The 24,632-nt window shown below is 66.3% G+C and carries 24 protein-coding genes; 9 read left to right on the forward strand and 15 right to left on the reverse strand.

Features of this window, described 5'->3' with window-relative positions; genetic code table 11:
- Positions 1-89: 89 nt before the first annotated feature.
- Positions 90-2,132 (forward strand): PhoX family phosphatase, encoded by a 2,043-nt coding sequence (locus tag C722_RS0107050; protein WP_017639825.1) that lies wholly within the window; start codon positions 90-92, stop codon positions 2,130-2,132.
- A gap of 256 nt (positions 2,133-2,388) precedes the next feature.
- On the opposite strand, the gene gspK is transcribed toward C722_RS0107050, so the two are convergent.
- From gspK to C722_RS0107090, 8 genes are all read right to left on the reverse strand, one after another.
- Positions 2,389-3,408, reverse strand: coding sequence for a type II secretion system minor pseudopilin GspK (gene gspK, locus C722_RS0107055; protein ID WP_256204526.1), 1,020 nt, complete (start codon positions 3,406-3,408; stop codon positions 2,389-2,391).
- Positions 3,409-3,543: 135 nt separating this feature from the next.
- Positions 3,544-3,759: a molybdopterin-binding protein gene (locus C722_RS0107060; RefSeq protein ID WP_007163030.1), complete on the reverse strand. Its 216-nt coding sequence runs from the start codon at positions 3,757-3,759 to the stop codon at positions 3,544-3,546.
- Between the two features lie 23 nt (positions 3,760-3,782).
- Positions 3,783-4,592, reverse strand: a complete 810-nt coding sequence (gene ssuB / locus C722_RS0107065) for an aliphatic sulfonates ABC transporter ATP-binding protein (RefSeq protein ID WP_017639827.1) — start codon at positions 4,590-4,592, stop codon at positions 3,783-3,785.
- A complete protein-coding gene (gene ssuC, locus C722_RS0107070; RefSeq protein WP_017639828.1) occupies positions 4,589-5,377 on the reverse strand; it encodes an aliphatic sulfonate ABC transporter permease SsuC in 789 nt (262 codons plus the stop codon). Before ssuC ends, ssuB begins: the two co-directional genes overlap by 4 nt.
- 10 nt (positions 5,378-5,387) lie before the next feature.
- Positions 5,388-6,536 carry an FMNH2-dependent alkanesulfonate monooxygenase gene (gene ssuD, locus C722_RS0107075; protein ID WP_017639829.1) on the reverse strand — a complete coding sequence of 383 codons (1,149 nt, stop codon included), beginning with the start codon at positions 6,534-6,536 and terminating at the stop codon, positions 5,388-5,390.
- Between the two features lie 24 nt (positions 6,537-6,560).
- Complete coding sequence (locus C722_RS0107080) at positions 6,561-7,526, reverse strand: sulfonate ABC transporter substrate-binding protein (protein WP_017639830.1); 966 nt, start codon at positions 7,524-7,526, stop codon at positions 6,561-6,563.
- A 15-nt stretch (positions 7,527-7,541) separates the two neighbouring features.
- Positions 7,542-8,129, reverse strand: coding sequence for an NADPH-dependent FMN reductase (gene ssuE / locus C722_RS0107085; protein WP_017639831.1), 588 nt, complete (start codon positions 8,127-8,129; stop codon positions 7,542-7,544).
- 163 nt (positions 8,130-8,292) lie between these two features.
- Positions 8,293-8,931: a peroxiredoxin gene (locus C722_RS0107090; RefSeq protein ID WP_017639832.1), complete on the reverse strand. Its 639-nt coding sequence runs from the start codon at positions 8,929-8,931 to the stop codon at positions 8,293-8,295.
- Between the two features lie 297 nt (positions 8,932-9,228).
- Between C722_RS0107090 and C722_RS0107095 the strand changes: the two genes are divergently transcribed.
- Positions 9,229-9,444 carry a DUF6316 family protein gene (locus C722_RS0107095; protein WP_007163023.1) on the forward strand — a complete coding sequence of 72 codons (216 nt, stop codon included), beginning with the start codon at positions 9,229-9,231 and terminating at the stop codon, positions 9,442-9,444.
- Positions 9,445-9,499: 55 nt separating this feature from the next.
- On the forward strand, positions 9,500-11,437 hold the full coding sequence (gene mnmC, locus C722_RS0107100; protein WP_017639833.1) for a bifunctional tRNA (5-methylaminomethyl-2-thiouridine)(34)-methyltransferase MnmD/FAD-dependent 5-carboxymethylaminomethyl-2-thiouridine(34) oxidoreductase MnmC: 1,938 nt from the start codon (positions 9,500-9,502) through the stop codon (positions 11,435-11,437).
- On the opposite strand, the gene C722_RS0107105 is transcribed toward mnmC, so the two are convergent.
- Positions 11,434-12,267, reverse strand: a complete 834-nt coding sequence (locus tag C722_RS0107105; RefSeq protein ID WP_017639834.1) for an aldo/keto reductase — start codon at positions 12,265-12,267, stop codon at positions 11,434-11,436. The two genes, mnmC and C722_RS0107105, sit on opposite strands and share 4 nt — an antisense overlap.
- 166 nt (positions 12,268-12,433) lie before the next feature.
- On the opposite strand from C722_RS0107105, the gene C722_RS0107110 reads away from it, so the two are divergent.
- Positions 12,434-13,417: a DctP family TRAP transporter solute-binding subunit gene (locus tag C722_RS0107110; RefSeq protein WP_017639835.1), complete on the forward strand. Its 984-nt coding sequence runs from the start codon at positions 12,434-12,436 to the stop codon at positions 13,415-13,417.
- Here C722_RS0107110 and C722_RS0107115 read toward each other — a convergent pair.
- Positions 13,414-13,725: a hypothetical protein gene (locus C722_RS0107115; protein WP_371099771.1), complete on the reverse strand. Its 312-nt coding sequence runs from the start codon at positions 13,723-13,725 to the stop codon at positions 13,414-13,416. The two genes, C722_RS0107110 and C722_RS0107115, sit on opposite strands and share 4 nt — an antisense overlap.
- On the opposite strand from C722_RS0107115, the gene C722_RS0107120 reads away from it, so the two are divergent.
- On the forward strand, positions 13,724-14,830 hold the full coding sequence (locus C722_RS0107120) for an alpha/beta hydrolase (protein WP_017639837.1): 1,107 nt from the start codon (positions 13,724-13,726) through the stop codon (positions 14,828-14,830). The genes C722_RS0107115 and C722_RS0107120 overlap by 2 nt on opposite strands.
- A gap of 51 nt (positions 14,831-14,881) precedes the next feature.
- Here the strand turns inward: C722_RS0107120 and C722_RS0107125 are convergent, their stop codons facing one another.
- The 5 genes from C722_RS0107125 to C722_RS0107145 all read right to left on the reverse strand — a co-directional run bounded on the left by C722_RS0107125 (position 14,882) and on the right by C722_RS0107145 (position 19,641).
- Positions 14,882-15,319: a DNA methylase gene (locus tag C722_RS0107125; RefSeq protein ID WP_017639838.1), complete on the reverse strand. Its 438-nt coding sequence runs from the start codon at positions 15,317-15,319 to the stop codon at positions 14,882-14,884.
- A 78-nt stretch (positions 15,320-15,397) separates the two neighbouring features.
- A complete protein-coding gene (locus tag C722_RS0107130) occupies positions 15,398-15,826 on the reverse strand; it encodes a group 1 truncated hemoglobin (protein WP_017639839.1) in 429 nt (142 codons plus the stop codon).
- Positions 15,826-16,677: a DUF3034 family protein gene (locus C722_RS0107135; protein WP_017639840.1), complete on the reverse strand. Its 852-nt coding sequence runs from the start codon at positions 16,675-16,677 to the stop codon at positions 15,826-15,828. Before C722_RS0107135 ends, C722_RS0107130 begins: the two co-directional genes overlap by 1 nt.
- Entirely contained in the window at positions 16,674-18,992 is a 2,319-nt protein-coding gene (locus tag C722_RS0107140) for a bifunctional diguanylate cyclase/phosphodiesterase (RefSeq protein ID WP_017639841.1), read from the reverse strand. The genes C722_RS0107135 and C722_RS0107140 overlap by 4 nt, the downstream gene beginning before the upstream one ends.
- Positions 18,976-19,641, reverse strand: a complete 666-nt coding sequence (locus C722_RS0107145; protein WP_017639842.1) for a methylamine utilization protein — start codon at positions 19,639-19,641, stop codon at positions 18,976-18,978. Before C722_RS0107145 ends, C722_RS0107140 begins: the two co-directional genes overlap by 17 nt.
- Before the next feature lie 228 nt (positions 19,642-19,869).
- On the opposite strand from C722_RS0107145, the gene lon reads away from it, so the two are divergent.
- From lon to cmoB, 4 genes are all read left to right on the forward strand, one after another.
- Positions 19,870-22,260, forward strand: coding sequence for an endopeptidase La (lon, locus tag C722_RS0107150; RefSeq protein ID WP_017639843.1), 2,391 nt, complete (start codon positions 19,870-19,872; stop codon positions 22,258-22,260).
- Between the two features lie 61 nt (positions 22,261-22,321).
- The gene (locus C722_RS0107155; protein ID WP_017639844.1) at positions 22,322-22,714 is read left to right on the forward strand and encodes a protease inhibitor I42 family protein; all 393 of its coding nucleotides are present in this window, start codon (positions 22,322-22,324) and stop codon (positions 22,712-22,714) included.
- Positions 22,715-22,777: 63 nt separating this feature from the next.
- Positions 22,778-23,515, forward strand: coding sequence for a carboxy-S-adenosyl-L-methionine synthase CmoA (gene cmoA / locus C722_RS0107160; RefSeq protein ID WP_017639845.1), 738 nt, complete (start codon positions 22,778-22,780; stop codon positions 23,513-23,515).
- Positions 23,512-24,480, forward strand: a complete 969-nt coding sequence (gene cmoB / locus C722_RS0107165) for a tRNA 5-methoxyuridine(34)/uridine 5-oxyacetic acid(34) synthase CmoB (RefSeq protein WP_017639846.1) — start codon at positions 23,512-23,514, stop codon at positions 24,478-24,480. Before cmoA ends, cmoB begins: the two co-directional genes overlap by 4 nt.
- Positions 24,481-24,632: the final 152 nt, after the last annotated feature.

A 24,632-nucleotide genomic window follows, 5' to 3' on the forward strand; every position in this document is an offset into this window, starting at 1 on the left:
AAATGCCGGCTGTAACCTTTCAGTCACCAGACCATCACAGAGGCTTCCTACAGTCGCCGCTCCCGTGATTAATCAAGGAAGCTTTGCGCATGAGCACTTTCACGAGCGACGACCGTAACCGTAATGAAAGCGGCAACGAACCGCTGGACGCCGTCGTCGACCGTTACCTGTCGCGCCGCAGCGTCATGAAGGGCGGCCTGGGCGCTGCCATCGCCATGATCGCCGGCGGTGGACTGACCGCCTGCTTCGATGGCGGTGGCGGCTCGAACGACGATCCGGCTCCCAGCCAGCCGACCCCGGCGCCGCAGCTCAAGCTTGGCTTCGAATCCATCCGCGGCGCGCGCCTCGACGCCATCGTCCTGGCCGCCGGCTACAGCGCCCGCACCCTGGCGCCTTGGGGCACCCCGCTGAACAACCTGGCCAACGCCTGGCGCAGCGATGGCAGCAATACCTCCACCGACCAGGCCAATGCGGCTGGCATGCACCACGACGGCATGCACTTCTTCCCGCTGAACAACTCCAGCAGCGATGGCCTGCTGGCCATCAACTACGAATACATCGACCAGAAGGTGCTGCACCCCAACGGCCCGACCACCACCAACGGCAAGCGGCCCGCCGAGGAAGTGCGCAAGGAGATCAACGCCCACGGGGCGGCGGTGATCCGCATCCGCAAGGTCGACGGCATCTGGCAGGTGGTCACCAACGACGCTCTGAACCGCCGTTTCACCAGCGCCACGCCGATGGAAATCGCCGGCCCGCTGCGCGGCAACGCCAACCTGATCACTCCCTACTCTCCGGACGGCACCCGTACCCGCGGTACCAACAACAACTGCGGCAACGGCTTCACCCCCTGGGGCACCTACCTCACCTGCGAGGAAAATTGGCCGGGCATCTTCGTCAACAAGGGCACTCTGCCGGTCGACCAGAAGCGCATCGGCATCGGTAGCAAGAGCAACTACGGTTGGGAGACGCCGGCGGGTGACGCCAGCGAGGTGGACAACGAATTCCGTCGCTTCGACCTGACCCCCACCGGCGCCAGCGCGACTCAGGACTTCCGCAACGAAGCCAGCGGCTACGGCTACATCGTCGAGATCGATCCCTACAACAGCGCCGCGCCCGCCACCAAGCGCACCGCCATGGGCCGCTTCCGCCACGAGGGCTCGGCCTACGGCATTCCGGTCGCCGGCCAGCCGCTGGCGTTCTACATGGGCGACGACTCGCGCAACGAATACATCTACAAGTTCGTCTCCGCCGCCGCCTGGGATCCGGCCGACGCCAACTCGGCCAACCGCCTGGCCATCGGCGCCAAGTACCTGGACAACGGCACCCTCTACGTCGCTCGCTTCGACGACGGCGGCAACGGCAACGGCAAGTGGCTGCCGCTGACGGTCAATGCGCCGACCAAGGACGGCCGTACCCTGGGCGCCCTCTATGGCGACCTGGCCGGCATCATCCTCAACACCCGCGGCGCCGCCGATGCAGTGGGCGCGACCCCCATGGACCGCCCGGAGTGGACCACCGTCAACCCCTTCACCGGCGAGGTCTACGTCACCCTCACCAACAACTCGGCGCGCACCGCCGCCAACGCCGCCAACCCGCGGGTGCCTAACGTCAACGGTCACATCGTGCGCTGGAAGGACAACAGCAACCAGACCGACTTCACCTGGGACATCTTCGTCTTCGGCTCGGACGCCGGTGCGGCGCCCGACATCAACCGCTCGGGCTTGACCGAACTCAACCAGTTCGCCAGCCCCGACGGCCTGGCCTTCGACAGCCGCGGCATCCTCTGGATCGAGACCGACAACAGCGACAACGCCGTGGCCGAGTACACCAACGACCAGTTGCTGGCGGTCATCCCGGCCCAGGTGGTGGACGACAGCGGCAAGCAGGTCGCCATCTCGGCCACCAACCAGACCGCGCTGCGCCGCTTCCTGGTCGGGCCCAACGGCTGCGAGATCACCGGCATCACCTGGACGCCGGATCTCACGACCATGTTCATCAACGTCCAGCATCCGGACAACTGGCCCTTCAGCGAAGTCGCCACCGAGGCCACCCCGGCCGGCACCAAGGTGCGCCCCCGCGCCTCCACCGTGGTGATCCAGAAACTCGACGGCGGCCCCATCGGCGTCTGATCGCGTCGGCGATAGCCAGGCTCCCCGGTCGGCGAAGACCGCGGGAGCCTTTTGCTTTGTAGCGGATTCAAAATCCGCACTGTGGCGTTCTCACCTCCTGGCGCCAGATTGACCGTAGGTTGGGCTGAGACTGCTCCATCGTCGAAGCCCAACATTGCCAGCACCCAAGCCCCGCTACGTTGGGCTTCGCTACGCTCAACCCAACCTACGACGAGTGGTGAGAACGGCCGCTTCGGCGTGCGCTGGCCGCGATCAGCTACTGCAACACCTCAGCCCCACCAGGCCCCGGCACCCACAGGGTGGTGTCACGCGTCGCCAGCCAGCGCACCCGTTGCGCCGGTACCGCCGCATGCCAGCGACTCACGCCCTGGGCCGCCAGCTGCCGCACCTGGCGAAAGACCTGACCGTCGCGACTCACCTCGACCCCGAGCAGGAAGTCGCCGCTGTTGAGGATCAGCCGCTGGGTCAGCAGGCTGAAGGTCTCCTCCCCCACCCCCGGCAGCGCTTCGCGCAGGCTCTCGACCGTGGCATAGCCCTGGGCGGGCCGCGCGGTGATCAGCAGTTGCAGCGTCTCCCGCGGCACCTCATCGAGAAACAGCGCTTCCAGCAGCGGCAGCTGACCCAGCCCCAGGGCATTGGCATTGAGGCGCCAGCCGGAGGTTTCCGGCAGGGCACAGAGTTCGCGCAAGTGCAGATGCCGACCCGGACGCGCCGGCTCCAGCCGATCCAGCTCACCGATTTCGGCCAGCGGCAGATTGGGCACCAACGCCGGCGGCGCCAGCCGCAGGGCCTCGGCGCTCTCCAGACCGAGTTCACGGGTCTCGCCGTCGGCATCGACCCAGTCGGCGAGGCGTTCGGCAAAGGCCGCAGCCGTCAGTCCGGGCTCGCCCAGGCCGCCCGGACGCTGCGCCAGCAGCTGCTTCAGCTGCCGCAACGCCAGGTCCCGCTCGGGGCCGGCCAGGGCGTTGACGTTGAAGCAGCCGTGCAGATCGCGCAGCTGGGCACGGACCTGGGCCCCCTCCACCTCATAGGCCAGCACCTCGCCCCTCAGGCTCTGCCAGAACTCGGGACGCTGACGGGCCCCGGCCTGTATCAGACCCTGGGTGACCACCTGCTCGGCGCCCGCCGCCAGCGCCCGCGCCAGGGTCTCGTGCTCCAGCAACCGCGCCCGCTGCAGTTCGGCCCGCCCTTCGGCCAGCAGCACCGGCAACAAGGCCGCCACCAGGGCCAGCGCCCAGAGCGCCATGAGCAGGGCCACGCCCCTTTGTCGCCGCACCCGCATTCCTCCAGACAAAAGCGGCATTGGAACCGACCCAGGTTGCAGAATCGTGGCAGTGACGCGGATACCCAACACCAGGCCCCAACAAAAAAACCCGCCACCAGGGCGGGTTTCCTCACCAGCAGGGCCGCCTCACAGCTTGGCGATGGACACCTCGGTGGATTTGACGAAGGCGATCACCTCGCTGCCCACCTGCAGTTCCAGCTCCTTGACCGAGCGGGTGGTGATGACGGAGGTGACGATGCCGGCGGCGGTCTGGACGTCGATCTCGGAAAGCACCGAGCCTTCGATGATTTCCTTGATGGTGCCCTTGAACTGGTTGCGAACGTTGATGGCCTTGATGGTCATGGCAGAACTCCTCGGATGAACGATCAGTAGGCCCAGCGCAGTTGCGTGGGCAGGGGTTGCACGATTTCCGGTAGATCGGGGTTGAGCGGCTGCTGCAGCACCCGGGCCAGCACCTCGGCTTCCAGGCGGGCCAGTTGGGCATCGCCGGCGGCCCGGGGGCGCGCCAGGTTGACGTCGAGATCCAGGCCGATATGGCCGTCTTCGATGAGCACCACGCGGTCGGCCAGGGCCACCGCCTCGCCCACGTCGTGGGTCACCAGCAGCACGGTGAAGCCGTGGCGCTGCCAGAGGCCCTCGATGAGTTGCTGCATCTCGATGCGGGTCAGGGCATCCAGGGCGCCCAGCGGCTCGTCGAGCAGCAGCAGGCGCGGCTGGTGGATCAGGGCGCGGGCCAGGGCCACGCGCTGCTTCTGGCCGCCGGACAGCGCCGAGGGCCATTCCTGGGCGCGATCGGCCAGGCCGACCGCTTCCAGCGCTTCCAGCGCCTTGGGCTTCCAGTCGCCCTTGAGACCCAGGCCGACGTTGTCGATGATGCGTTTCCAGGGCAGCAGGCGCGCGTCCTGGAACATCAGCCGGGTGTCTTCGCGGTGCGCCGCCAGGGGTTCGTCCTGCCCCAGCAGGGTGCCGCCACTGGCGCGGTCGAGTCCGGCCACCAGGCGCAGCAGGGTGCTCTTGCCGCAGCCACTGCGGCCCACCACGGCGACGAACTGGCCGGCCGGGATCTCCAGATCGATCCCATGGAGCACGGTGCGCTCGCCAAAGGTCTTGACCACCTGTTGCAGCTTCAGGGCGATGCCCCGCGCCAGCGGTGGAACGGCTTGCAGACTGGTCATGCGTGGGCTCCCTTCTGATAGGCCGGGTGCCAGCGCAGCCAGGCGCGTTCCAGGCCGCGGGCGGCGAGATCCGCCAGCTTGCCGAGGACGGCATAGAGCAGGATGGCCAGCACCACGATGTCGGTTTGCAGGAATTCCCGGGCGTTCATCGCCAGGTAGCCGATACCGGAGCTGGCGGAAATGGTCTCGGCGACGATCAGCGTCAGCCACATCAGGCCGAGGGCGAAACGCACCCCCACCAGGATGGCCGGCAAGGCGCCCGGCAGTACCACGTGCCAGAACAGCCGCGCCCCGGAGAGGCCGTAGCTGCGGGCCATCTCCACCAGCGCCGGATCGACGTTGCGGATGCCGTGGTAGGTGTTGAGGTAGATGGGGAAGAACACCCCCAGGGCCACCAGGAACAACTTGGCCGATTCGTCGATGCCGAACCAGAGGATCACCAGCGGGATCAGCGCCAGGTGCGGCACGTTGCGCACCATCTGCAGGGTGCTGTCGAGCAGGCGCTCGCCCCATTTCGACAGCCCGGTGATGAAGCCCAGCGCCAGGCCGATGCTGCCACCGATGGCGAAGCCGATACCGGCACGCCAGCCGCTGATGGCCAGGTGTTGCCAGAGCTCACCGCTCTTGACCAGGCTCCAGCCCGCTTCCAGCACCGCCGCCGGTGACGGCAGGATGCGGCTGGACAGCAGGCCGCTGCTCACCGACAGCTGCCAGGCGACGATCAGGGCCACCGGCACCACCCAGGGCGCCAGGCGCTGGAGTTGACGTTCGGTCGTGCTGCTCATGCCCGCCCCCTCAGCTCTGCGCCGCTTTCTGCGGCAGGATGTCGTTGGCCACCATCTCGCCGAAGGGACTCACGTAGTTGGCGCCCTCCACCTGGGTCGGCCGCTTGACCGGCAGGTGCGGGAACAGCAGTTCGGCCACCCGGTAGGATTCTTCCAGGTGCGGATAGCCGGAGAAGATGAAGGTATCGATGCCCAGGGCGGCGTATTCCTTGACCCGCGCGGCCACGGTGGGACCGTCGCCGACCAGCGCGGTCCCGGCACCGCCTCGCACCAGGCCGACCCCGGCCCAGAGGTTGGGGGCGATCTCCAGGTTGTCGCGGCGGCCCCCGTGCAGCGCGGCCATGCGCTGCTGGCCGACCGAGTCGAAGCGAGCGAAGGCGGCCTGGGCCTTTTCGATGGTGGCATCGTCCAGGTTGGCGATGAGCCGGTCGGCGGCCTTCCAGGCCTCTTCGTTGGTCTCGCGGACGATCACGTGCAGGCGGATGCCGAAGCGCACCGTGCGGCCCTGGGCGGCGGCCTTGACCTTGACCGCCTCGATCTTCTCGCGCACCGCGTCCAGCGGCTCGCCCCAGGTCAGGTACAGCTCCACCTGCTCGGCGGCCAGGTCCTGGGCGGCATCGGAGGAGCCGCCGAAATACAGCGGTGGGCGCGGTTGTTGCAGCGGTGGATAGAGCAGCTTGGCGCCCTTCACCTGGATGTGCTTGCCGTCGTAGTCCACCGTCTCGCCTTCCAGCACGCGACGCCAGATGCGGGTGAATTCCACGGAGGCTTCGTATCTTTCGCTGTGGGACAGGTGCAGACCGTCACCGGCCAGCTCGTCCGGATCGCCGCCGGTGACCAGATTGAACAGCGCCCGGCCGCCGGAGAGGCGATCCAGGGTGGCGGCCTGCCGCGCCGCCACCGTGGGCGAGATGATCCCGGGGCGCAGGGCCACCAGGAACTTGAGTTTCTGGGTGACCGGAATCAGCGAGGCGGCCACCAGCCAGGAATCCTCGCAACTGCGGCCGGTGGGGATCAGCACCCCGCCGAAGCCCAGGCGATCGGCGGCCTGGGCGACCTGGGTCAGGTAGCCGTGATCGACCGCGCGGGCGCCTTCGGCGGTACCCAGGTAGTGGCCATCGCCGTGGGTCGGCAGGAACCAGAAGATATCGAGACTCATGGGGGCGTTCTCCAGCAGGCGAAATCAGGGTTGGGCGGCAGCGGTCTGCAGACTGGCGGGCGGGGTCCACACCACGTCGCGGATGACCAGCGGCTTGGGAATCAGCTTGAGGGCGGTGAAGGCGTCGGCGATCTTCTGCTGCTGCGCCGCCACCTCGGGACTGATGAACCGGGCGCCATAGCCCTGGCGCTTGACCACCCGTTCGGCGGTGTCCAGCGGCAGGTTCAGCAGCGGCGCCACCTGGGCGGCGACCTGGTCGGGGTGGGCCTTGGCCCACTCGCCCACCGAGCGCACCTCGTCGACGATGGCGCCGACCTGTTCGGGATGGGCCTTGGCGAAGCTGCGGGTGGCCAGATAGAACTGGTGGTTGTCGGCAAGGCCGGTGGCATCGGTCAGGGTACGTGCCTGCAACTGGGTCTCGGCGGCGGCCTGATAGGGATCCCAGATCACCCAGGCATCCACCGCGCCGCGCTCGAAGGCGGCCCGGGCATCGGCGGGCGGCAGGTACACCGGCTGGATGTCCTGGTAGGGGATGCCGGCCTTGGCCAGTGCCTGCACCAGCAGATAGTGGACGTTGGAGCCCTTGTTCAGGGCGATCTTCTTGCCCTTGAGATCGGCCAGCGAGCGGATCGGCGAATCCTTGGGCACCAGGATGGCTTCGCTGGTGGGCGCCGGCGGCTCATGGGCCACATAGACCAGATCGGCGCCGGCGGCTTGGGCGAACACCGGCGGTGTCTCCCCGGTAACGCCGAAGTCGATGCTGCCGACATTGAGGCCTTCCAGCAGCTGGGGGCCGCCGGGGAATTCGGTCCACTGCACCTTGACGCCGTCCTTGGCCAGGCGCTGCTCCAGGGTGCCGCGGGCCTTGAGGGTGATCAGGGTGCCGTACTTCTGGTAGCCGATGCGCACCGTCTCTTCCGCCTGTGCCAGGCCGGCGGCCAGGGTCAGCAGGGAAACGGCGAGCAGTGAACGGGTGAAGGAGAACTGCATGACTGAGACTCCGGGTCAGATACCCCAGCGCGCCTGGCCGATACGATCGGCCAGCAGCTCGGGAGTCAGGGGTTGGGGACGCCGCACCAGGGCCGCGTGAAATTGTTCGAGGGATTCGTACAGGCGCTGCTCCAGCGCCGGAGTCAGGGCGACGCCGGTCTCGGTGTAGCTGACCTGGCTGTCGTCGGCGAAGACGCCATTGAGGATTTCCTGAGCCTTGAGCGCCGAGAGCACCGGCTTCAGCGCGTAGTCGATGGCCAGCAGGTGGCCGCTAGAACCGGCGGTGGCCAGGGGCAGCACCACCTTATGGGTCAGGGCGCGTTCGGGCAGCAGGTCCAGCAGGGTCTTGAGGGCGCCGGCCAGGGAGGCCTTGTACACCGGGGTGGCGATCACCAGGCCATCGGCGGCCTGCAACTGGGCGATCAGTTCCACTACTGGCGGACTGTCGAAACGGGCACCGATGAGGTCGGCGGCGGGAAAGTCCTGGATACGCCAGCGCGACAATTCCACGCCGCGCGCCTGCAGCCAGTTCGCTGCCAGATCCAGCACGCCGGTGGAGCGCGACCGCGCTCCCGGACTGCCCGCCAAAGTCACCACCTGCATCGCCGCCTCCAGGATAAAAAGGAGCGGTGTCGCGCCGCTCGAAAAGGAATGAGCGGACCTTAGCAAGGGGTGCTTATTCCCTAAAAATATCCTTTAGGCACTTGGTTATAACCAGAAAACAAAAACCCCGGCCGGAGCCGGGGTTTTCTTGTCACCAGAGGTGTCAGCGATTGGGCTGCGGGGTCAGGCGCAGATAGGGCTTCACCGCGGTGTAGCCCTTGGGGAAACGGCGCTTGAGTTCTTCTTCGTCCTTGAGCGACGGCACGATGACCACGTCATCGCCATCCTTCCAGTTGCCCGGGGTCGCCACCTTGTGATTGTCGGTGAGCTGCAGGGAATCGATCACCCGCAGGATCTCGTCGAAGTTGCGCCCGGTGCTGGCCGGATAGGTGATCGACAGCCGCACCTTTTTCTGGGGATCGATGATGAACAGCGAACGCACCGTCAGAGTGTCGTTGGCATTGGGATGGATCATGTCGTAGAGGGTCGACACGCTGCGGTCGGCGTCGGCCAGGATCGGAAAGCCCACGGCGGTGGCCTGGGTTTCCTCGATGTCCTTGATCCAGCCCTGGTGCGATTCCAGACCGTCCACCGAGAGGGCGATCACCTTGACGTCGCGCTTGGCGAATTCGTCCTTGAGCTTGGCGGTGAGGCCCAGCTCGGTGGTGCACACCGGGGTGAAGTCAGCGGGATGGGAGAAGAGCACGCCCCAGCTTTCGCCCAGCCACTCATGGAAGCGGATGCGGCCCAGGCTGGAATCCTGTTCGAAATCGGGGGCGATGTCGCCCAGACGGATGGTCATTGGCAGTTCTCCTGATGCAGGTAGGGATAGCGGCACTATGCCGCCCATCAGCATGGGCGGGAAAGATCGGATCACGCTGTGGTTATAACGCGAAAGACGACCCGTCCAGGGCCATCGTCCGGCGGCTACGTCCTGTGCTGCGTGATGTCCCTCACAATTTCGTCGCGCTTTTTCCACCCAGGCGCAGCGGCCGCTAGGGTGCTACACCTAAGGAAGATCGACGGACCGCCATTTGGCCGAGCGGGGCAACCCGCAGCGCTCGCCATGGTCTGTTGGCAAGACGAGGAGGAGATTCTCATGTTAGGCAAACGTAATGACGACCCCGGTGCCAGCACCCATTTCCGTAGCGAGCGCGTCAGCGTGGTCAACGGTCAGTTTTTCTTCACCACCCGCGAGGGCACCCTGGAAGGCCCCTTCTTCAGCCGCGAAGAAGCCCTCAACCAGATCGATCGCTACGTCGAGCGGCTGCAGACCTCTCAGGGCCTGATGCGCCAATCCGTCAGCAACGTCTGACCGCCTGCGCTCGATCCTTTAGACTGCGCGCCCTGAATCCCAGGCCGCGCCGCTCATGACCGATTTCCAGCACGCCCAGCTCGACTGGGATGCCTCCGGGCAACCCCTCTCCCGCACCTATGGCGACGTCTACTTTTCCCGCGCCAGCGGTCTGGAAGAGACGCGCTACGTCTTCCTGCAGCAGAATCGCCTGGCCGAACGCTTCGCCGCGCTGGCGCCGAGAGAAGTCTTCACCATCGGCGAGACGGGCTTCGGCACCGGTCTCAATTTCCTCTGCGCCTGGCAACTCTTCGCTACCCTGGCACCCAGGGAGGCGCGCCTGCATTTCGTCAGCGTCGAGCGCTTTCCGCTGACCGCTGCCGATCTCGCCCAGGCGCTAGCCCTCTGGCCGGAACTCGCCTCCTACAGCGCGGCGCTGCAGCGGCAGTACCTGGCCATCCATCCGGGCTTCCAGCGGCTGGTCCTGGAGGACGGGCGCGTTACCCTGACCCTGCTGGTCGGCGATGTGCTGGAGCGCCTGCCCGAACTGGATGCCCGGTGCGATGCCTGGTTCCTGGACGGCTTCGCCCCGGCCAAGAATCCCGAGATGTGGACGCCCGCGCTGTTCGCCGAACTGGCGCGGCTGTCCCATGCCGGCACCACCCTGGCGACCTTCACCTGTGCCGGCTTCGTCCGCCGTGGCCTGAACGAGGCCGGCTTCGCCATGGCCAAGGTGCCCGGCTTCGGCCACAAGCGGGAAATGCTGGCCGGCGCGCTGGAGCGCCCGGTCACCTCTGCCGCCGTACCCTGGTATGCCCGCCCACCGCGCCCCCAGGGCCCGCGCACGGCGCTGGTCATAGGCGCCGGCCTGGCCGGTTGCGCCACCGCCGCCAGCCTCGCGCGCCGCGGCTGGCAGGTCAGGGTCGTCGAGCGCCACGGGGCGCCCGCCCAGGAAGCCTCCGGCAATCCCCAGGGCGTGCTCTATCTCAAGCTGTCGGCCCATGACACCCCGCTCAGTCGGCTGATCCTCGATGGCTTCGGCCTGACCCTGCGCGAATTGCAGGCCCTGCCAAGGGGCGCTGCCTGGTCACCCTGCGGGGTGCTGCAACTGGCGCTGACGGACAAGGACGCCCAGCGGCAGGCGCAATTGGCCGCGCACTTTCCTGTCGATCTGCTGCAGCCGCTGGATAGCGAAGCCACCAGCGACACGGCCGGAATCGGTCTGACGGCGGGCGGCCTGTTCTTTCCGGAAGGGGGCTGGGTGCATCCGCCCGCCTTGTGCGCGCATTGGCTGACCCATCCGAATATCGAGCTGGTCACCCATACCGAGGTGACGGCGCTGCAGCAAACCGAACACGGCTGGCAGGTCAGCACCCGAGGGGCAACGCTGGAAGCGACGGTGGTCGTGGTGGCCAGCGCCGCCCAAGCCAGGACGCTGCTGCCCGACCTGCCGCTCAAGGCCATTCGTGGGCAATTGTCCGCACTGCCAGAAACCCCGGTTAGTCAGGCCTTGGCAACCGTGGTCTGCGGCGAAGGCTATCTCGCGCCGGCCCGTAACGGTCAGCATTGCCTGGGCGCCAGCTTCGTCTTCGACCGGGACGATACCGAGCCCAGCCAGGCGGAACACCAGAGCAATCTGCAGCTGCTCGCCGAGCTGTCACCCGAGCTGGCCGCCGACTACCAGGCCGAGGCCCTGGACGGCCGGGTGGCCTTTCGCTGCACCTCGCCCGACTACCTGCCCCTGGTCGGCCCGGTCGTGGATCAGGACCGCTTCGCCCAGCATTACCAGGCGCTGGCCTATGATGCCCGCCAGGTGCCCGAGCAGGCGGCGCCCTGGCGTACCGGGCTCTATGTGAATCTGGCCCACGGCTCGCGCGGGCTGGTCACCACCCCATTGGCCGCCGAACTGCTGGCGGCATGGCTGGAAGACGAACCCCTGCCAGTGGCACGACGGGTGGCCGACGCCTGCCATCCCAGTCGCTTTCCCCTGCGCCGGCTGATTCGCGGCGGCTAGATGATCGCCAGCGGACTCTTGGCTTGCGGCGGTGGGAAGGCGCCATCGAGCAGGGCGAAGTCTTCATCGCCCAGACGCAGATCCATGGCCCGCGCATTCTCTTCCAGATGTCCGGCGTCGCCGGCCTTGGGAATGGCGATCACGCCCGGCTGACGCAGTACCCAGGCCAGGGCAATTTGCGCCGGGGTAGCCTGATGCCGTTCGGCCAGGGTAGCCAGGGTCGGGTGTCGCAGCAGATCGCCACCCTGCCCCAGCGGACAATAGGCCATCAGCGGCATCTGCTGACGCTGGCACCAGGGCAGCAGGTCGTGCTCGATGCCGCGCTGCTCCAGGTTGTAGAGCACCTGATTGGCGCTGCAGCGGTCGTCGTTCAGCTCCAGCATGTCGCTGGTGTCGAGGTTGGACACGCCCCAGTGACGGATCTTGCCTTCGTCGCGCAGCTTCTCCAGCGCCATGACCGTCTCGATCAGCGGCACCTGGCCGCGCCAGTGCAGCAGATAGAGGTCGATGACCTCGGTGCCCAGGCGCTTCAGGCTACGTTCGCAGGCCAGGGGTACGCCCGCTTCGGTGGCGTTCTTCGGATAGAACTTGCTCACCAGGAAAACCTCGTCACGCCGTCCGGCGATAGCCTCACCTACCAGCTCCTCTGCGCGGCCTTCGCCATACATCTCGGCGGTGTCGATCAGGGTGAGTCCCAGGTCCAGCCCCTGGCGCAGGGCACTGACCTCCTGGCGGTGCAGGTCGGCGTTTTCGCCCATGCGCCAGGTACCCTGTCCCAGCGCCGGAACGGTAGTGCCATCGGGCAAGCGAACGGTTTGAGCGGTATTCATGGACGCATCCTTCTCATGGGTGTTGTCGTTAGAACGCCAGCGCGACGCCGATTCTCCCGGTCATCCGCCAAACGGCAGCCAACGCCCTCCCACAGGCCCTGTGACCTGACGTCGCACTGGTAAAGTACGCCTATAAGGATTCCAAGAATAACCACCAGGACCTGCCATGAAACCGTCGATCCTGGGCCTCTGCGCCCTGCTCTCCGCTGCCCTGCCCATGACGTCCAGCTACGCTGACGTCATTACTCTGAGGTTTTCCCATGTGGTGGCACCGGAGACCCCCAAGGGCAAGGGGGCTCAGCTGTTCCAGCAACTGGTGGCGCAACGCCTCGCCGGTCAGGTCCAGCTGGAGGTGATGCCCAGCGGCACGGCCTTCGACGACGCCAGCGAATTGCAAGCCCTGCAGGACGGCAAGGTCGATATCCTGGCACCGGCGATCAGCAAGCTCACCGACCTCAGTCCCAAGCTCAAGCTGTTCGACCTGCCCTTCCTCTTCGAGAGTCGCGCGGCCCTCGATCACTTCCAGGCCCGCCCCAGTGGTCGCCAGCTGCTGCAGAGCCTGGAACCGGCCGGCATCATCGGCCTGGCCTACTGGCCCAACGGTCTCAAGCAACTGTCGGCGCGCAAGCCCTTGCGCGAACCCGGCGATGCCAAGGGGCTGGTGTTCCGCATCCAGAATTCCGAGGTCCTGCAACGCCAGTTCGAGGCCCTCGGCGCCACGGCGGTCAAGCTGCCCTTCAACCAGACCCTGCAGGCGCTCACCAGCGGCACCGTCAATGCCACCGAGAACACCTGGTCCAACTACTGGAGCCAGCGCCTCGACCAGCAGCAACGCTATTTCACTGAAAGCAATCACGGCGCCCTGGACTACCTGCTGATCGTCAAGGCCGACCGTTGGCGTACCCTGCCCTTCGCCGTGCGCAGCACCCTGGAGGAGATCATCGACCAGGTGACCTTCGAGGTGAAGAAGCAATCCGAGGCGGAAAACCAGCGTGATCGCGCGCGTATCGCCGCCGCGGGCGGTAGCGAGATCATCACCCTCACCCCCGAGCAACGGACGCGCTGGCGCGAGGCCATGCGCCCGGTGTGGCAACGCTACGAAGGCGAGCTCGGCGCCTCCCTGCTCAAGGCCGCCGAGAACTCGAACTAGAACCGTTGCTGCGGCGGCTCGGCCCAGCGGCGCAGGGGCAAGCTACCTGGCTCGCGGCACTGCAGATCGCGAAAGGGGCCGGCGACTCGGACCCAGCCCGGCCCCGGCGGCGTCTGAGTACAGAATTCCTGACCGTCCGCGTTGCTCCGCCAGCGCCAATAGGCCGCTGGCTCGGCGAAGGCCTCGGTGCCCAGCAGACCCAGCACAATGATCGCCAGACACCTGCCAGCGGCCCGTCGGAACCTCTCGCGCGATAACCATGTCGATTTCAGGGTAAGCCTCCCGAATTCGCACAGGATCTCTGCCATGTCGCTGTCCCTCTTGCGTAGCAAACCTACCCTCCTCGCCCTGGCTCTGGTGGGTGCCGGCCTTGCCCTGACCGGCTGTGCCCGCGATCCGGAAAAACGTTCACTGGGCGCCGAGGCGGTCAGCAATGCCAAGAGCATGGCGCGCACCGATGCCGACATGCAGAAGGTGCTGAACAAGTACGCCAGCTTCGATCCTAAAGCCGTGGAGAAACTCACTGCCCAGGAGGCCCGCAAACAGCCTACCATCGCCGATGCGGTCAAGGGTGTGCTGCAGGACGAGGGTCGTCCCACCCAACCCGAGGCGCTGGTGCCTGGCGTGACCAGCGTCGACCGCGCCGTGGACGGTGCCGCCGGCGTGCTGCCGGCGCGCATCTACACCCCCGAAGGCCAGGGTCCTTTCCCAGTCATCCTCTACTTCCACGGCGGCGGCTGGGTGTTCGCCGATCGCAACGTCTACGACGGTGGTGCCCGGGGCCTGGCCAAGCAGGCCAATGCCATCGTGGTCTCGGTGGATTATCGTCAAGCGCCCGAATACAAATTTCCCGCTGCCCACGACGACGCTCTGGCCGCCTACCGTTGGGTGACCACCCATGCCGGCTCGCTCAATGGCGATCCACAGCGTCTGGCCCTGGCCGGTGAAAGCGCGGGTGGCAACCTGGCGGTAGCGACCGCGGTCGCCGCGCACAAGGCCGGTCTCACCGCACCCAAGCACGTGCTGTCGGTCTATCCGGTGGCCCAGACCAACACCCACACCCCATCCTATGAGCAGTACGACGACGCCAAGCCGCTCAATCGCCCCATGATGCTGTGGTTCGTCGAGCAGGTGACCCGTTCGCCTGCGGACCTCAAGGATCCACGCCTGGATCTGACCAAGGCCGATCTCGCCGGCCTGCCGCCGGTGACCATCGTCAATGCCGAGATCGATCCCCTGCGTGACGACGGTGGCTTCCTGGAGACCGCCCTGCGCCAGGCTGGCGTCCAGGTGGAGCGCAAGGTCTATCCAGGCGTCACCCATGAGTTCTTCGGCACCGCTGCCGTGGTGCAAAAAGCCAAGGACGCCCAGGCCTATGCCGGCAGCCGCCTCAAGGCCGACCTGGGCAAATAATCGCAGCTCGCTCGTCCTGACCACCGCCGGCCCCGTGCCGGCGGTGTGCATTCAGTCAGGAAATAATAGCGGCCCTGCTTCGCGCATGAAGATCTCACAGGTCTTGGGCCCTACCCCCTTCAGCCGCTGCAGACGTGACTCGAAATCCACACGGTCCGTACTGGCGTCACGCAATCTCACGAAGCTCCCGCCATACTGCTCCTGCAGATGGTGACAGACGTCCAGCAGACGCGTGGCCGTGCTCTCGTCATAACGCCGGTAATGCCCTTCGCCGAGATAGCCAACCAGTTGCCGCCAGCTGAGATCGAGCAGCTTGCGCGGCGTGTCGCGACCGTACTGGCGATAGAGCACCGTCCAGGCCTGGGCGGCGATGCCTTGGGAGATGCGCTTGCCGAACAAGTAGCTCGCCAGGAACCAGCCAAATAGCGCCGGTTCGTCGTCCACCGCCAGCGTCAGGCCGAGATCGGCCGCCGAAGTCGTCTTGCTCAAGCCGTATCCCTCGCGTAGGCGTCCTGCCTAGGAAGGCTCTCCACCGCCTGGGGTTCGACATCGGCGACGGCCGGCAGGCTACTGGCGGATCACCTGGCCGCGTTGCGGCACGAGGCGCGCCAGCAGGGCATTCTGTGTTCGCTCCGGGACGCCCTCACGCTGCATGGCCAGTTGCAGGTCTTCTACCAGCGCATTGAAGTCGGCGGGCTGCAGGTTCAGACCGCGATGACTTTCGGTCATGCTCGCCCCTTCATAGCGACAGGGACCGCCCACATCAGCGCAGAATTTCTGGATGAGCAGACTGCGCAGGCGCGCGATATCGACATTGGCGAAGTAGTGTCGGATCCGCCCGTCACGCGCCACATTGAGCAGCATGCCCTCGACGATCCGGGTGATGCCGGGCTGGCCACCCAGCTCCTGATAGAGCCGATCACTCGCTGGCGGCTGGGGCGTGCACCCCAGCATCAGCAGCAGCGCCGCCAGTACCAGCGTTTTCCCCTGCTGCATCAGTAGCTCCCCTGCAGCGACAGATAGAGACCCTGCTGATCGTCCAGGGTGGCGATCTCGCCCAGCCAGGCATAGGCCAGCACCAGCGACAGGTGCTTGTTGGGGAAGTAACCGACGAAGGTATCCACCCAGTCACTCTCCCGGGTGAAGGACAGATTCTGCGGCTTCTCGCGATATTCCATGCCCACCGCCCAGCGAGGATTGAAGAACACCGCGGCCGAGCCCTCCTTGAGCCATTGACGGCTGTCGTTGCGATCGCCGCCGAAGCCCAGCAGCCCCATCTCGTTGGCGCGGCTGTACCTGAGACCGACGTTGATCAGGAGGTTGTAGCCGAAGGCGCCACCCAGCAACAGCCGACTGGCGCCCAGGTAGCCCTCGACATCGCTGTCGCGCCGCGCGCCCACGGCAGCAGGAATGCCGAAATCCCGTTGATGCTTGTACTGCACGCCCAGGGCGATCTGCGGTAGCCGGTCGTAGACTAGGTCGCCCGCCAGGCGCACCTTGGCGCCAACGATATCCTGGCTGAGGCTGTCTTCTTCGAGCTTCATCAACCGCCGCAGGGTCGGCATGTCCAGCCGCTGCCGCGCATAGGAAATCTCCACCCGATTGTCGTAGGCCACCGCCAGGCCGGCCGCATCGAGCCGGTAGTCACCGGTCCACACCCGGCTGGCGAAGGCGGTCGCGCCGGGCTGACCGCTTTCGCCATAGCCACCGATCACCGCCCAGGGCGTGATGCCACCGCCCGCGGCGCCTTCCAGACTGCTGGCTCCCCCAGTGGCCAACAGCTTGCCGCCATCTGCCTGGACGCCGGTCGCCAGCAGCAGCCCGGCCAGTAGCCAGCCGCGGCTCATGACAGCGCTTCCAGCACCGGCATGCTCTGCCGTTCCATCCAGGCTTCGAATTCAGCGGCCGGCACGGGACGGCTGATGTAGTACCCCTGGATCACATCGCACCCCCAACTGCGCAGCAGGGCCAGCGCCCGCGCCTCCTCGACGCCCTCGGCGACCACCTCCAGGCCCAGGTTGTGGCCCATCTCGATGGTCGAACGCACGATGACGGCGTCATCGTTGCCCGGCGCCAGCTCCTTCACGAAAGACTGGTCGATCTTCAATTCGTCCACCGGCAGCCGCTTGAGGTGCGCCAGCGACGCCTGGCCGGTGCCGTAGTCGTCCACCGATAGCCGGATGCCGAGGATGGACAGCCGCGTCAGCAGCGCGATGGCCGCTTCGGGATCGGCCATGATGGCGCTCTCGGTGATCTCGAAGGTGAGCTGCCGCGCCGAGACGCCGGCGTCATCGAGCCAACCCATCACCCGCTCGGGCAGCTGGGTATCGGCAAGATCCACCGCCGAGACGTTCAGCGACACCTTTACCTCGCGGCCCTGGGTCTGCCAGAGCGCCAGCTGCCGGATCGTCGCCTGGATCACCCAACGGGTGAGTCCGGCCATGCTGCCGCTGCGTTCGGCCAGGGGAATGAATTCGCCCGGCGAGACCATGCCCAGCTCGGCATGGCGCCAGCGCAGCAAGACCTCGGCCTGGTGCGGTCCGTTGCCCTGCAGGGCCACCTTGGGTTGGAACACCAGCATCAATTCACCCCGCTCGCCCGCCAGCGGCAGATCCTGGACCAGTTGCAGACGCCGCTGCTGGGCCGCATCCCGCCCTTCATCATAGACCCGCAGGCGATCCGGCAACTGCCCGGCGTCGAGCATGGCACTGCGCGCCCGCTCGATCAGCTGGTTAGGGTCGTCGCCGTGGCGCGGATACTCGACGACGCCGATCCGGCAACTGAGGCGGAACAACTGCCCTTCCCACTCGATCGGCTCGGCCAGCGACAGGCGCAGTTGCTCGGCGAGTCCCACCGCGCCCTCCAGGCCCATGCGACAGGCTTGGACGAGAAATTCGTCACCTACCGGGCGCGAGACGCAACCCCGGCCGGCCAGCAGTACCTGGGCGCGCTCGGCCACCATCCTGAGGATGCGATCGCCCCCGGCGACCCCGGCGCTTTCATTGATCGCCTGGAAACCATCCAGCCCCAGGTACAGCAGCGACACCTGGGACTGGGTGGCGATAAAGACCCGCAGCCGCTCCTCGGCCAGCAAGCGATTGGGCAGACCGGTCAGGGCATCGTGCAGGGCATTGTGATTGAGGCGCTGTTCACGCTCGGCGATTCCCTGGCGCATCTCCTCGAGCACCTGCGCCAGCCGACCGAATTCGTCCTGCCGCGGCACCTCCACCTTGACCGCGTAATCGCCCTGGCCGATCCGCCAGGACATGACCGACAGCTGCCGCAGCGGCTGGGCCAGGTTGCGCGCCAGCCATAACGCCCCCAGCAGCGCCGCCAGCAGCGCCCCTCCGGCGATCAGCGCCAGCTGCCTGAGCAAGGGCTCGAACTCCGCCAGGGCGACGTCGAGCGCGCGCAGCAGATAGACGTACACCGGATGGTCCTGGGTCCCCAGGGTCAATCGCTTGACCTGATAGAGCCGGCCACCCAGGGTCAGCTGCCAACCGTCGCCGGTCCCTGGTGCCCGCGCGAGTTCCTGCACCAGCTGCCGCCCCTGCTCGTCCGGCAGGGTACTGGCCATGAGCGCGGCTTCGCCAAGGAAGACCACGTCCAGGTTGATCAGCGAGCGAAACTCCTGGGCCATGGCCTGATCCATGGCAAAGCTCATCACCACCTGGGCGATGGGCAAGGGGGCGCGGACCGGAACGGTGACCCGCAACTGTGGCAGGCCGGTGCCCGCCAGCACACAGCTGCCGTCATTGACCGCCCCCACCGCGCCGGGGAGGCGCTCGCCTTCGCTGTGCGCGGCCACGGTACTGGCGATCAACCGACCGTCCATATCCAACAGATAGGTATCGCCCGCGCCGACCCGGGCGCCATGATTGGCCAGCACCGAGCGCAGCGTCGGTACATCGCCACTGGCCACGGCGTCGCGAAAGCCGAAATCGGCGGCGAGCACGCGCACGGCGTCGTTCAGCCGCCGGCAGCGGCCGTCCAGTACCTGGCGGAACACCCGCGCCCCGGTATCGAGCTGGTCATAGGACTGGCGTACGGCACTGGCCTCGGTGGCGGCCTTGACCGTCAGATAGACCAGGGTGATGACCACCAGCATCAGCAGGAAGAGACTGCCGGCGATGCGGGTCTGGAAACTATGGATGAGTTTCATCGTGCGTGGCCTTGTGGAAGGCATCCTCGAAAGCCGAGCTCGCCGGTTCCGCCGGCTGCGGCTTCGGCTGAATCGCCAGCTGGAGTTTCAGGGTCACCGGCTTGCCCGCCACGTCCAGTGCGGGCTGGGCAACTTCCTGCTTGTCGCTGAGGTCGGGATGCCAGAGCGCCAGCTGATAATGACCGTCCGGCGCCTCCAGGCGGGCGCGGCCCTGGCTGTCGGTCACGGCAGAGCGCCCGGCAGCGGTCACATAGACGTAGCCCACCATCCAGTCGTGGATGTTGCAGCCCACCACCACCACGCCCGGCTGGTCGAACACCACCGGGGTGCTGGGAATCCCGTGATAGAGCGGCAACTCGAAGCGCTTCGGGCTGGAAAAGGAATAGACCTGGTGGCGGATATCATCGGTATTGGGAAAGCTCACCGCCGTCCCGGTGGCGACTGCCAGGACATGGGGGACGAACCGCCGATTCTGCTGGTCGATGGCCGCCGGCCGCCGCTCGGGCACCAGCCCCTGGCCCGACAGCATCACCACGGCATCGGCCAGGGGAGCGCCCTGGCTGTCGACCACCTGTACCGCGACCTCAGCCGCCTGTGCCGTCCCCAGGCCCAAGGCCAGCCATCCCGCTACCACCCAATGCTTGTTCACCCGCTGCTCTCCACCGCGCGCCTTTCGGATCTCTCGCCGGCTTTGCGGCGTGACCTCAGCTTTAGCGGCAGTGCCGGGGGAATCTTTATCGTGGCAGCGACCACTCGTTGCGCCGACCGTCGCACTTCGAGCGGTACCCGGCGGTCAAGAAGGACAGATCTTTGCCTGCGTTGAAAAACCAGCGCCCTCGCCCCATGTTGGCCCTACATCCAAGCCCAAGGTACGCCAATGAGCGATCAGGATAACCAAGCGGACATTCTCAGCGAAGAAGCCGGCCAGACCGGTCTGGTGCTGCCCGGCCAGAATCTTCCCGACAAGCTCTACGTCATTCCCATCCACAACCGCCCCTTCTTCCCGGCCCAGGTCCTGCCCGTCATCGTCAATGAAGAGCCCTGGGCGGAAACCCTGGAGCTGGTGGCCAAGACCGACCACCACTGCCTGGCGCTGTTCTACATGGAGCAGCAGCCCGGCGATGCCGAGGGCTTCGATCCCGACCAGCTGCCGCAGCACGGCACCCTGGTGCGCATCCACCATGCCACCCGTCAGGACGGTAAGCTGCAGTTCGTCGCCCAGGGGCTGTCCCGGGTGCGTATCCGCGGCTGGCTCCGCCGCCAGCGACCGCCCTATCTGATTGAAGTCGAACACCTGCGCCCGAGTCCCGATCCCAGCGACGAGGTGAAGGCCTACGGCATGGCGCTGATCAACGCCATCAAGGAGCTCTTGCCGCTCAATCCGCTCTACAGCGAAGAGCTGAAAAACTATCTCAATCGCTTCAGCCCCAACGATCCCTCGCCGCTGACCGATTTCGCCGCCGCCCTTACCACGGCGCCGGGCGACGAATTGCAGCAGGTGCTCGATACCGTGCCCATGCTGCAACGCATGGAAAAGGTCCTGCCGCTGCTGCGCAAGGAGGTCGAGGTCGCGCGCCTGCAGAAGGAGCTGTCCGCCGAGGTCAATCGCAAGATCAACGAACGCCAGCGCGAATTCTTCCTCAAGGAACAGCTCAAGCTGATCCAGCAGGAGCTGGGCATCACCAAGGACGATCGCAGCAGCGATATCGAAAGCTTCCGCCAGCGCCTGGAGGGCAAGATCCTGCCCGAGGCGGCGCAGAAGCGCATCGACGACGAGCTGAACAAGCTGTCCATCCTCGAGACCGGCTCGCCGGAATACGGCGTCACCCGCAACTACCTGGACTGGGCCACCGACCTGCCCTGGGGCGTTCATGGGCAGGACAAGCTCGACCTCAAGCACGCGCGCAAGGTGCTCGACCGCCACCACGCCGGGCTCGACGACATCAAGAATCGCATCCTCGAATTTCTTGCCGTGGGCGCCTTCAAGGGCGAAGTGACCGGCTCCATCGTGCTGCTGGTGGGTCCGCCCGGGGTGGGCAAGACCAGCATCGGCAAATCCATCGCCGAATCCCTCGGCCGGCCCTTCTATCGCTTCAGCGTCGGCGGCATGAGGGATGAAGCCGAGATCAAGGGCCATCGCCGCACCTATATCGGTGCCATGCCCGGCAAGCTCGTCCAGGCGCTGCGCGACGTCAAGGTGATGAATCCGGTCATCATGCTCGACGAGATCGACAAGATGGGCCAGAGCTACCAGGGCGATCCCGCCTCGGCGCTGCTGGAGACCCTGGACCCGGAACAGAACGTCGACTTCCTCGACCACTACCTGGATCTGCGCCTGGACCTGTCCAAGGTGCTGTTCGTCTGTACCGCCAACACCCTGGACTCCATCCCCGGCCCCCTGCTGGACCGCATGGAGGTCATCCGCCTTTCCGGCTACATCGCCGAAGAGAAGCAGGCCATCGCCAAGCGCCACCTCTGGCCCAAGCAGCTGGACAAGGCCGGGGTGCCCAAGGATCGCCTGACGCTCACCGACAGCGCCCTCAAGGCCCTGGTGGAAGGCTATGCCCGCGAAGCCGGCGTGCGCCAGCTGGAGAAGCAACTGGGCAAGCTGGTGCGCAAGGCGGTGGTCAAGCTCATCGAGGAGCCCAAGCTCAAGGTCAAGATCGGTGCCTCGGATCTCGAGGACTATCTGGGCATGCCGCCCTTCCGCAAGGAGCAGGTGCTGTCCGGGGTCGGCATCATCACCGGCCTGGCCTGGACCAGCATGGGCGGTGCCACCCTGCCCATTGAGGCGACGCGCATCCATACCCTGAACCGGGGCTTCAAGCTCACCGGCAAGCTGGGTGACGTCATGAAGGAATCCGCCGAGATCGCCTACAGCTACGTCACCGCGCACCTCAAGGACTTCAAGGGCGATCCGAATTTCTTCGATCAGGCCTTCGTCCACCTGCACGTGCCCGAAGGCGCCACGCCCAAGGACGGCCCCAGCGCCGGCGTCACCATGGCCTCCGCCCTGCTGTCGCTGGCGCGCAACCAGGCGCCGAAGAAGAACGTGGCCATGACCGGCGAGCTGACCCTTACCGGTCAAGTGCTGCCCATCGGCGGGGTCCGGGAAAAGGTCATCGCGGCACGCCGCCAGAAGATCGGCGAACTGATCCTGCCGGAAGCCAATCGCGGTGACTTCGAAGAGCTGCCGGCCTATCTCAAGGAAGGCCTGACCGTTCACTTCGCCAAGCGCTTCGCCGACGTGGCCAAGGTGCTCTTCTAGTCTGACCGCTCGACCTCTTGGGGTATGCTCTGCGTTTTGCCGTCATACCCCGGAGGTTTCCATGTCCCCCCGTCTTCTGTTCTGCAGCTGTCTGCTCCTGGCCGGTTGCAGCAGCACCCAGCCGAGCGGCAACCTCATCCTGGGTGACGACAGCGACTGCACCCCGCTGGTCATGCACACCGGCCAGGAACTGACCCTGACCCTGCCCAGCGATCCCACCAGTGGCTACCGCTGGACCATCCTCCAGCGCAGCGACAACCTCAAGCAACTCGGCCCGGAAGTCTTCCGCGAAAGGCGCCAGGATCAGGGTGGCATCGGCAGCGCCGGTCAGTCCCTCTGGCGCTTCCGCGCCCAGAGCGCCGGCAGCGCCCAGCTCGAACTCCAGGCGCGCCAGCCCTGGGATGCCGAAGCCGAACCCCAGGCCCGCTTCGACTGCCGCATCGAAATCCGCTGACGCCACGTCCTGCAACGCCTGCCGGGGGTACAATGCCCCCTTTGGATTTTCCAGGTACCGCCCATGAGCGAAGCCGACCGTCTGTTCGCGTCGCCGCAGCCTCCTGCCGACTTCACCTTCAACGAAGACGTGGTGCGCGTCTTTCCCGACATGATCAAGAGATCCGTGCCGGGCTATCCCACCATCGTCGAGAATCTCGGCGTCATCGCCGCACGGTTCGCCCAGCCCCATAGCCGTCTCTATGACCTCGGCTGTTCCCTGGGCGCCGTGACCCAGGCCCTGCGCCGTCATGTCCGCGCCGAGGGTACCCGGGTGGTGGCTATCGACAACTCCACCGCCATGGTCACCCGCTGCCGCGAATACCTCAGCGCTCAGGACTCCATGCACGAGGAGTTGCTGCCGGTTGAAGTGGTGGAAGCCGATATCCTCGACGTCCCGCTCGAATCGGCCTCGGTGATCGCCCTCAACTTCACCCTGCAATTCATCGCCCCGGAACAGCGCCTGGACTTGCTCAGTCGGCTGCGCGCCAACCTGCTACCCGGTGGCGCCCTGCTGCTGTCGGAAAAGATCCGTTTCCCGCAGGCCCAGACTCAGGAATTGCTCAACGGCCTGCACCTGGACTTCAAGAGAGCCAACGGCTACAGCGAATTGGAAATCGCTCAGAAACGTACCGCGCTGGAAAACGTCATGCTGACCGACACCCTGGACGAACACCGGGCGCGCCTGCAGGGTGCCGGTTTCACCACCGTCGTGCCCTGGTTCCAATGCCTCAACTTCACCTCCCTGATCGCCCTGCCATGACCCCACCTGCCTACCTCGCAACCCTGCAACAAAAGCTGGCGGACACCTCGCTGGCCGGCTGGTCCCAGGGGCTCGAAAGCGTTCTGGCCGCCAAGTACGCCCGCGGCCATGGTGACCTGCAACGCTGGCAAGCTGGCGTCGACGCCCTGCCCGAGATCGCGGTGGAAGGTATCGACCTGCGTGAGGCCGTGCGCCTCGCCGGCTTTCCTTCCGCAGAGCAGCACCAGGCCCTGCGCGAAGCGCTGCTGCAACTGCGACCCTGGCGCAAAGGCCCCTTCCAGCTGTTCGATCTTCATCTGGACACCGAATGGCGCTCCGACTGGAAATGGGATCGGGTCGCACCCCATCTGGATCTGCAGGGCAAGCGCGTTCTGGATGTCGGCAGCGGCAACGGCTACTACCAGTGGCGCATGCTCGGCGCGGGGGCCAGCCTGGTCCTGGGCGTCGATCCCAATTGGCTGTTCCACTGCCAATTCCAGGCCCTGCGGCGCTATCTCCCCGACCTGCCCACCTGGCACCTGCCGCTGACCCTAGAAGAGCTGCCTGCCTTGGACGGCGGCTTCGACACCGTCTTTTCCATGGGCGTGCTCTACCATCGCCGCTCGCCCATCGATCACCTGCTGGACCTGAAGAACTGCCTCGACAGCGGCGGTGAGCTGGTCCTGGAAACCCTGGTCGTTGAGGGCGATGCCACCACCGTCCTAGTCCCCGAAGACCGCTATGCCCAGATGCGTAATGTCTGGTTCCTGCCCTCCGCGGCCGCCCTGCAACTCTGGCTGCAACGCGCCGGCTATCGTGACATCCGCCTGGTGGATTTGACCCCTACAACGGTAGACGAACAGCGCTCCACCGAGTGGATGGGCTTCCAGTCGCTACCGGACTTCCTGAACCCGGAAGATCCCAGCCTGACGGTTGAAGGTCTCCCCGCCCCCTTGCGCGCCACCCTGATCGCCCGCAAACCCTGAACGCAAAAAGCCCGGCACATGCCGGGCTTTTTCTTGCTCTGTCTTTGTAGGTTGGGCTGAGCACAGCGAAGCCCAACATCCGGAAGCCAACCTCGCCCCCTCAACGCCCCGTCGCAGCTCGCTTGATCCCTGCAGCAGACCTGATCATTGGG

Origin of the sequence: Pseudomonas sp. 313, from assembly GCF_000316965.1 — a bacterium.
Taxonomy (GTDB): domain Bacteria; phylum Pseudomonadota; class Gammaproteobacteria; order Pseudomonadales; family Pseudomonadaceae; genus Chryseomonas; species Chryseomonas benzopyrenica.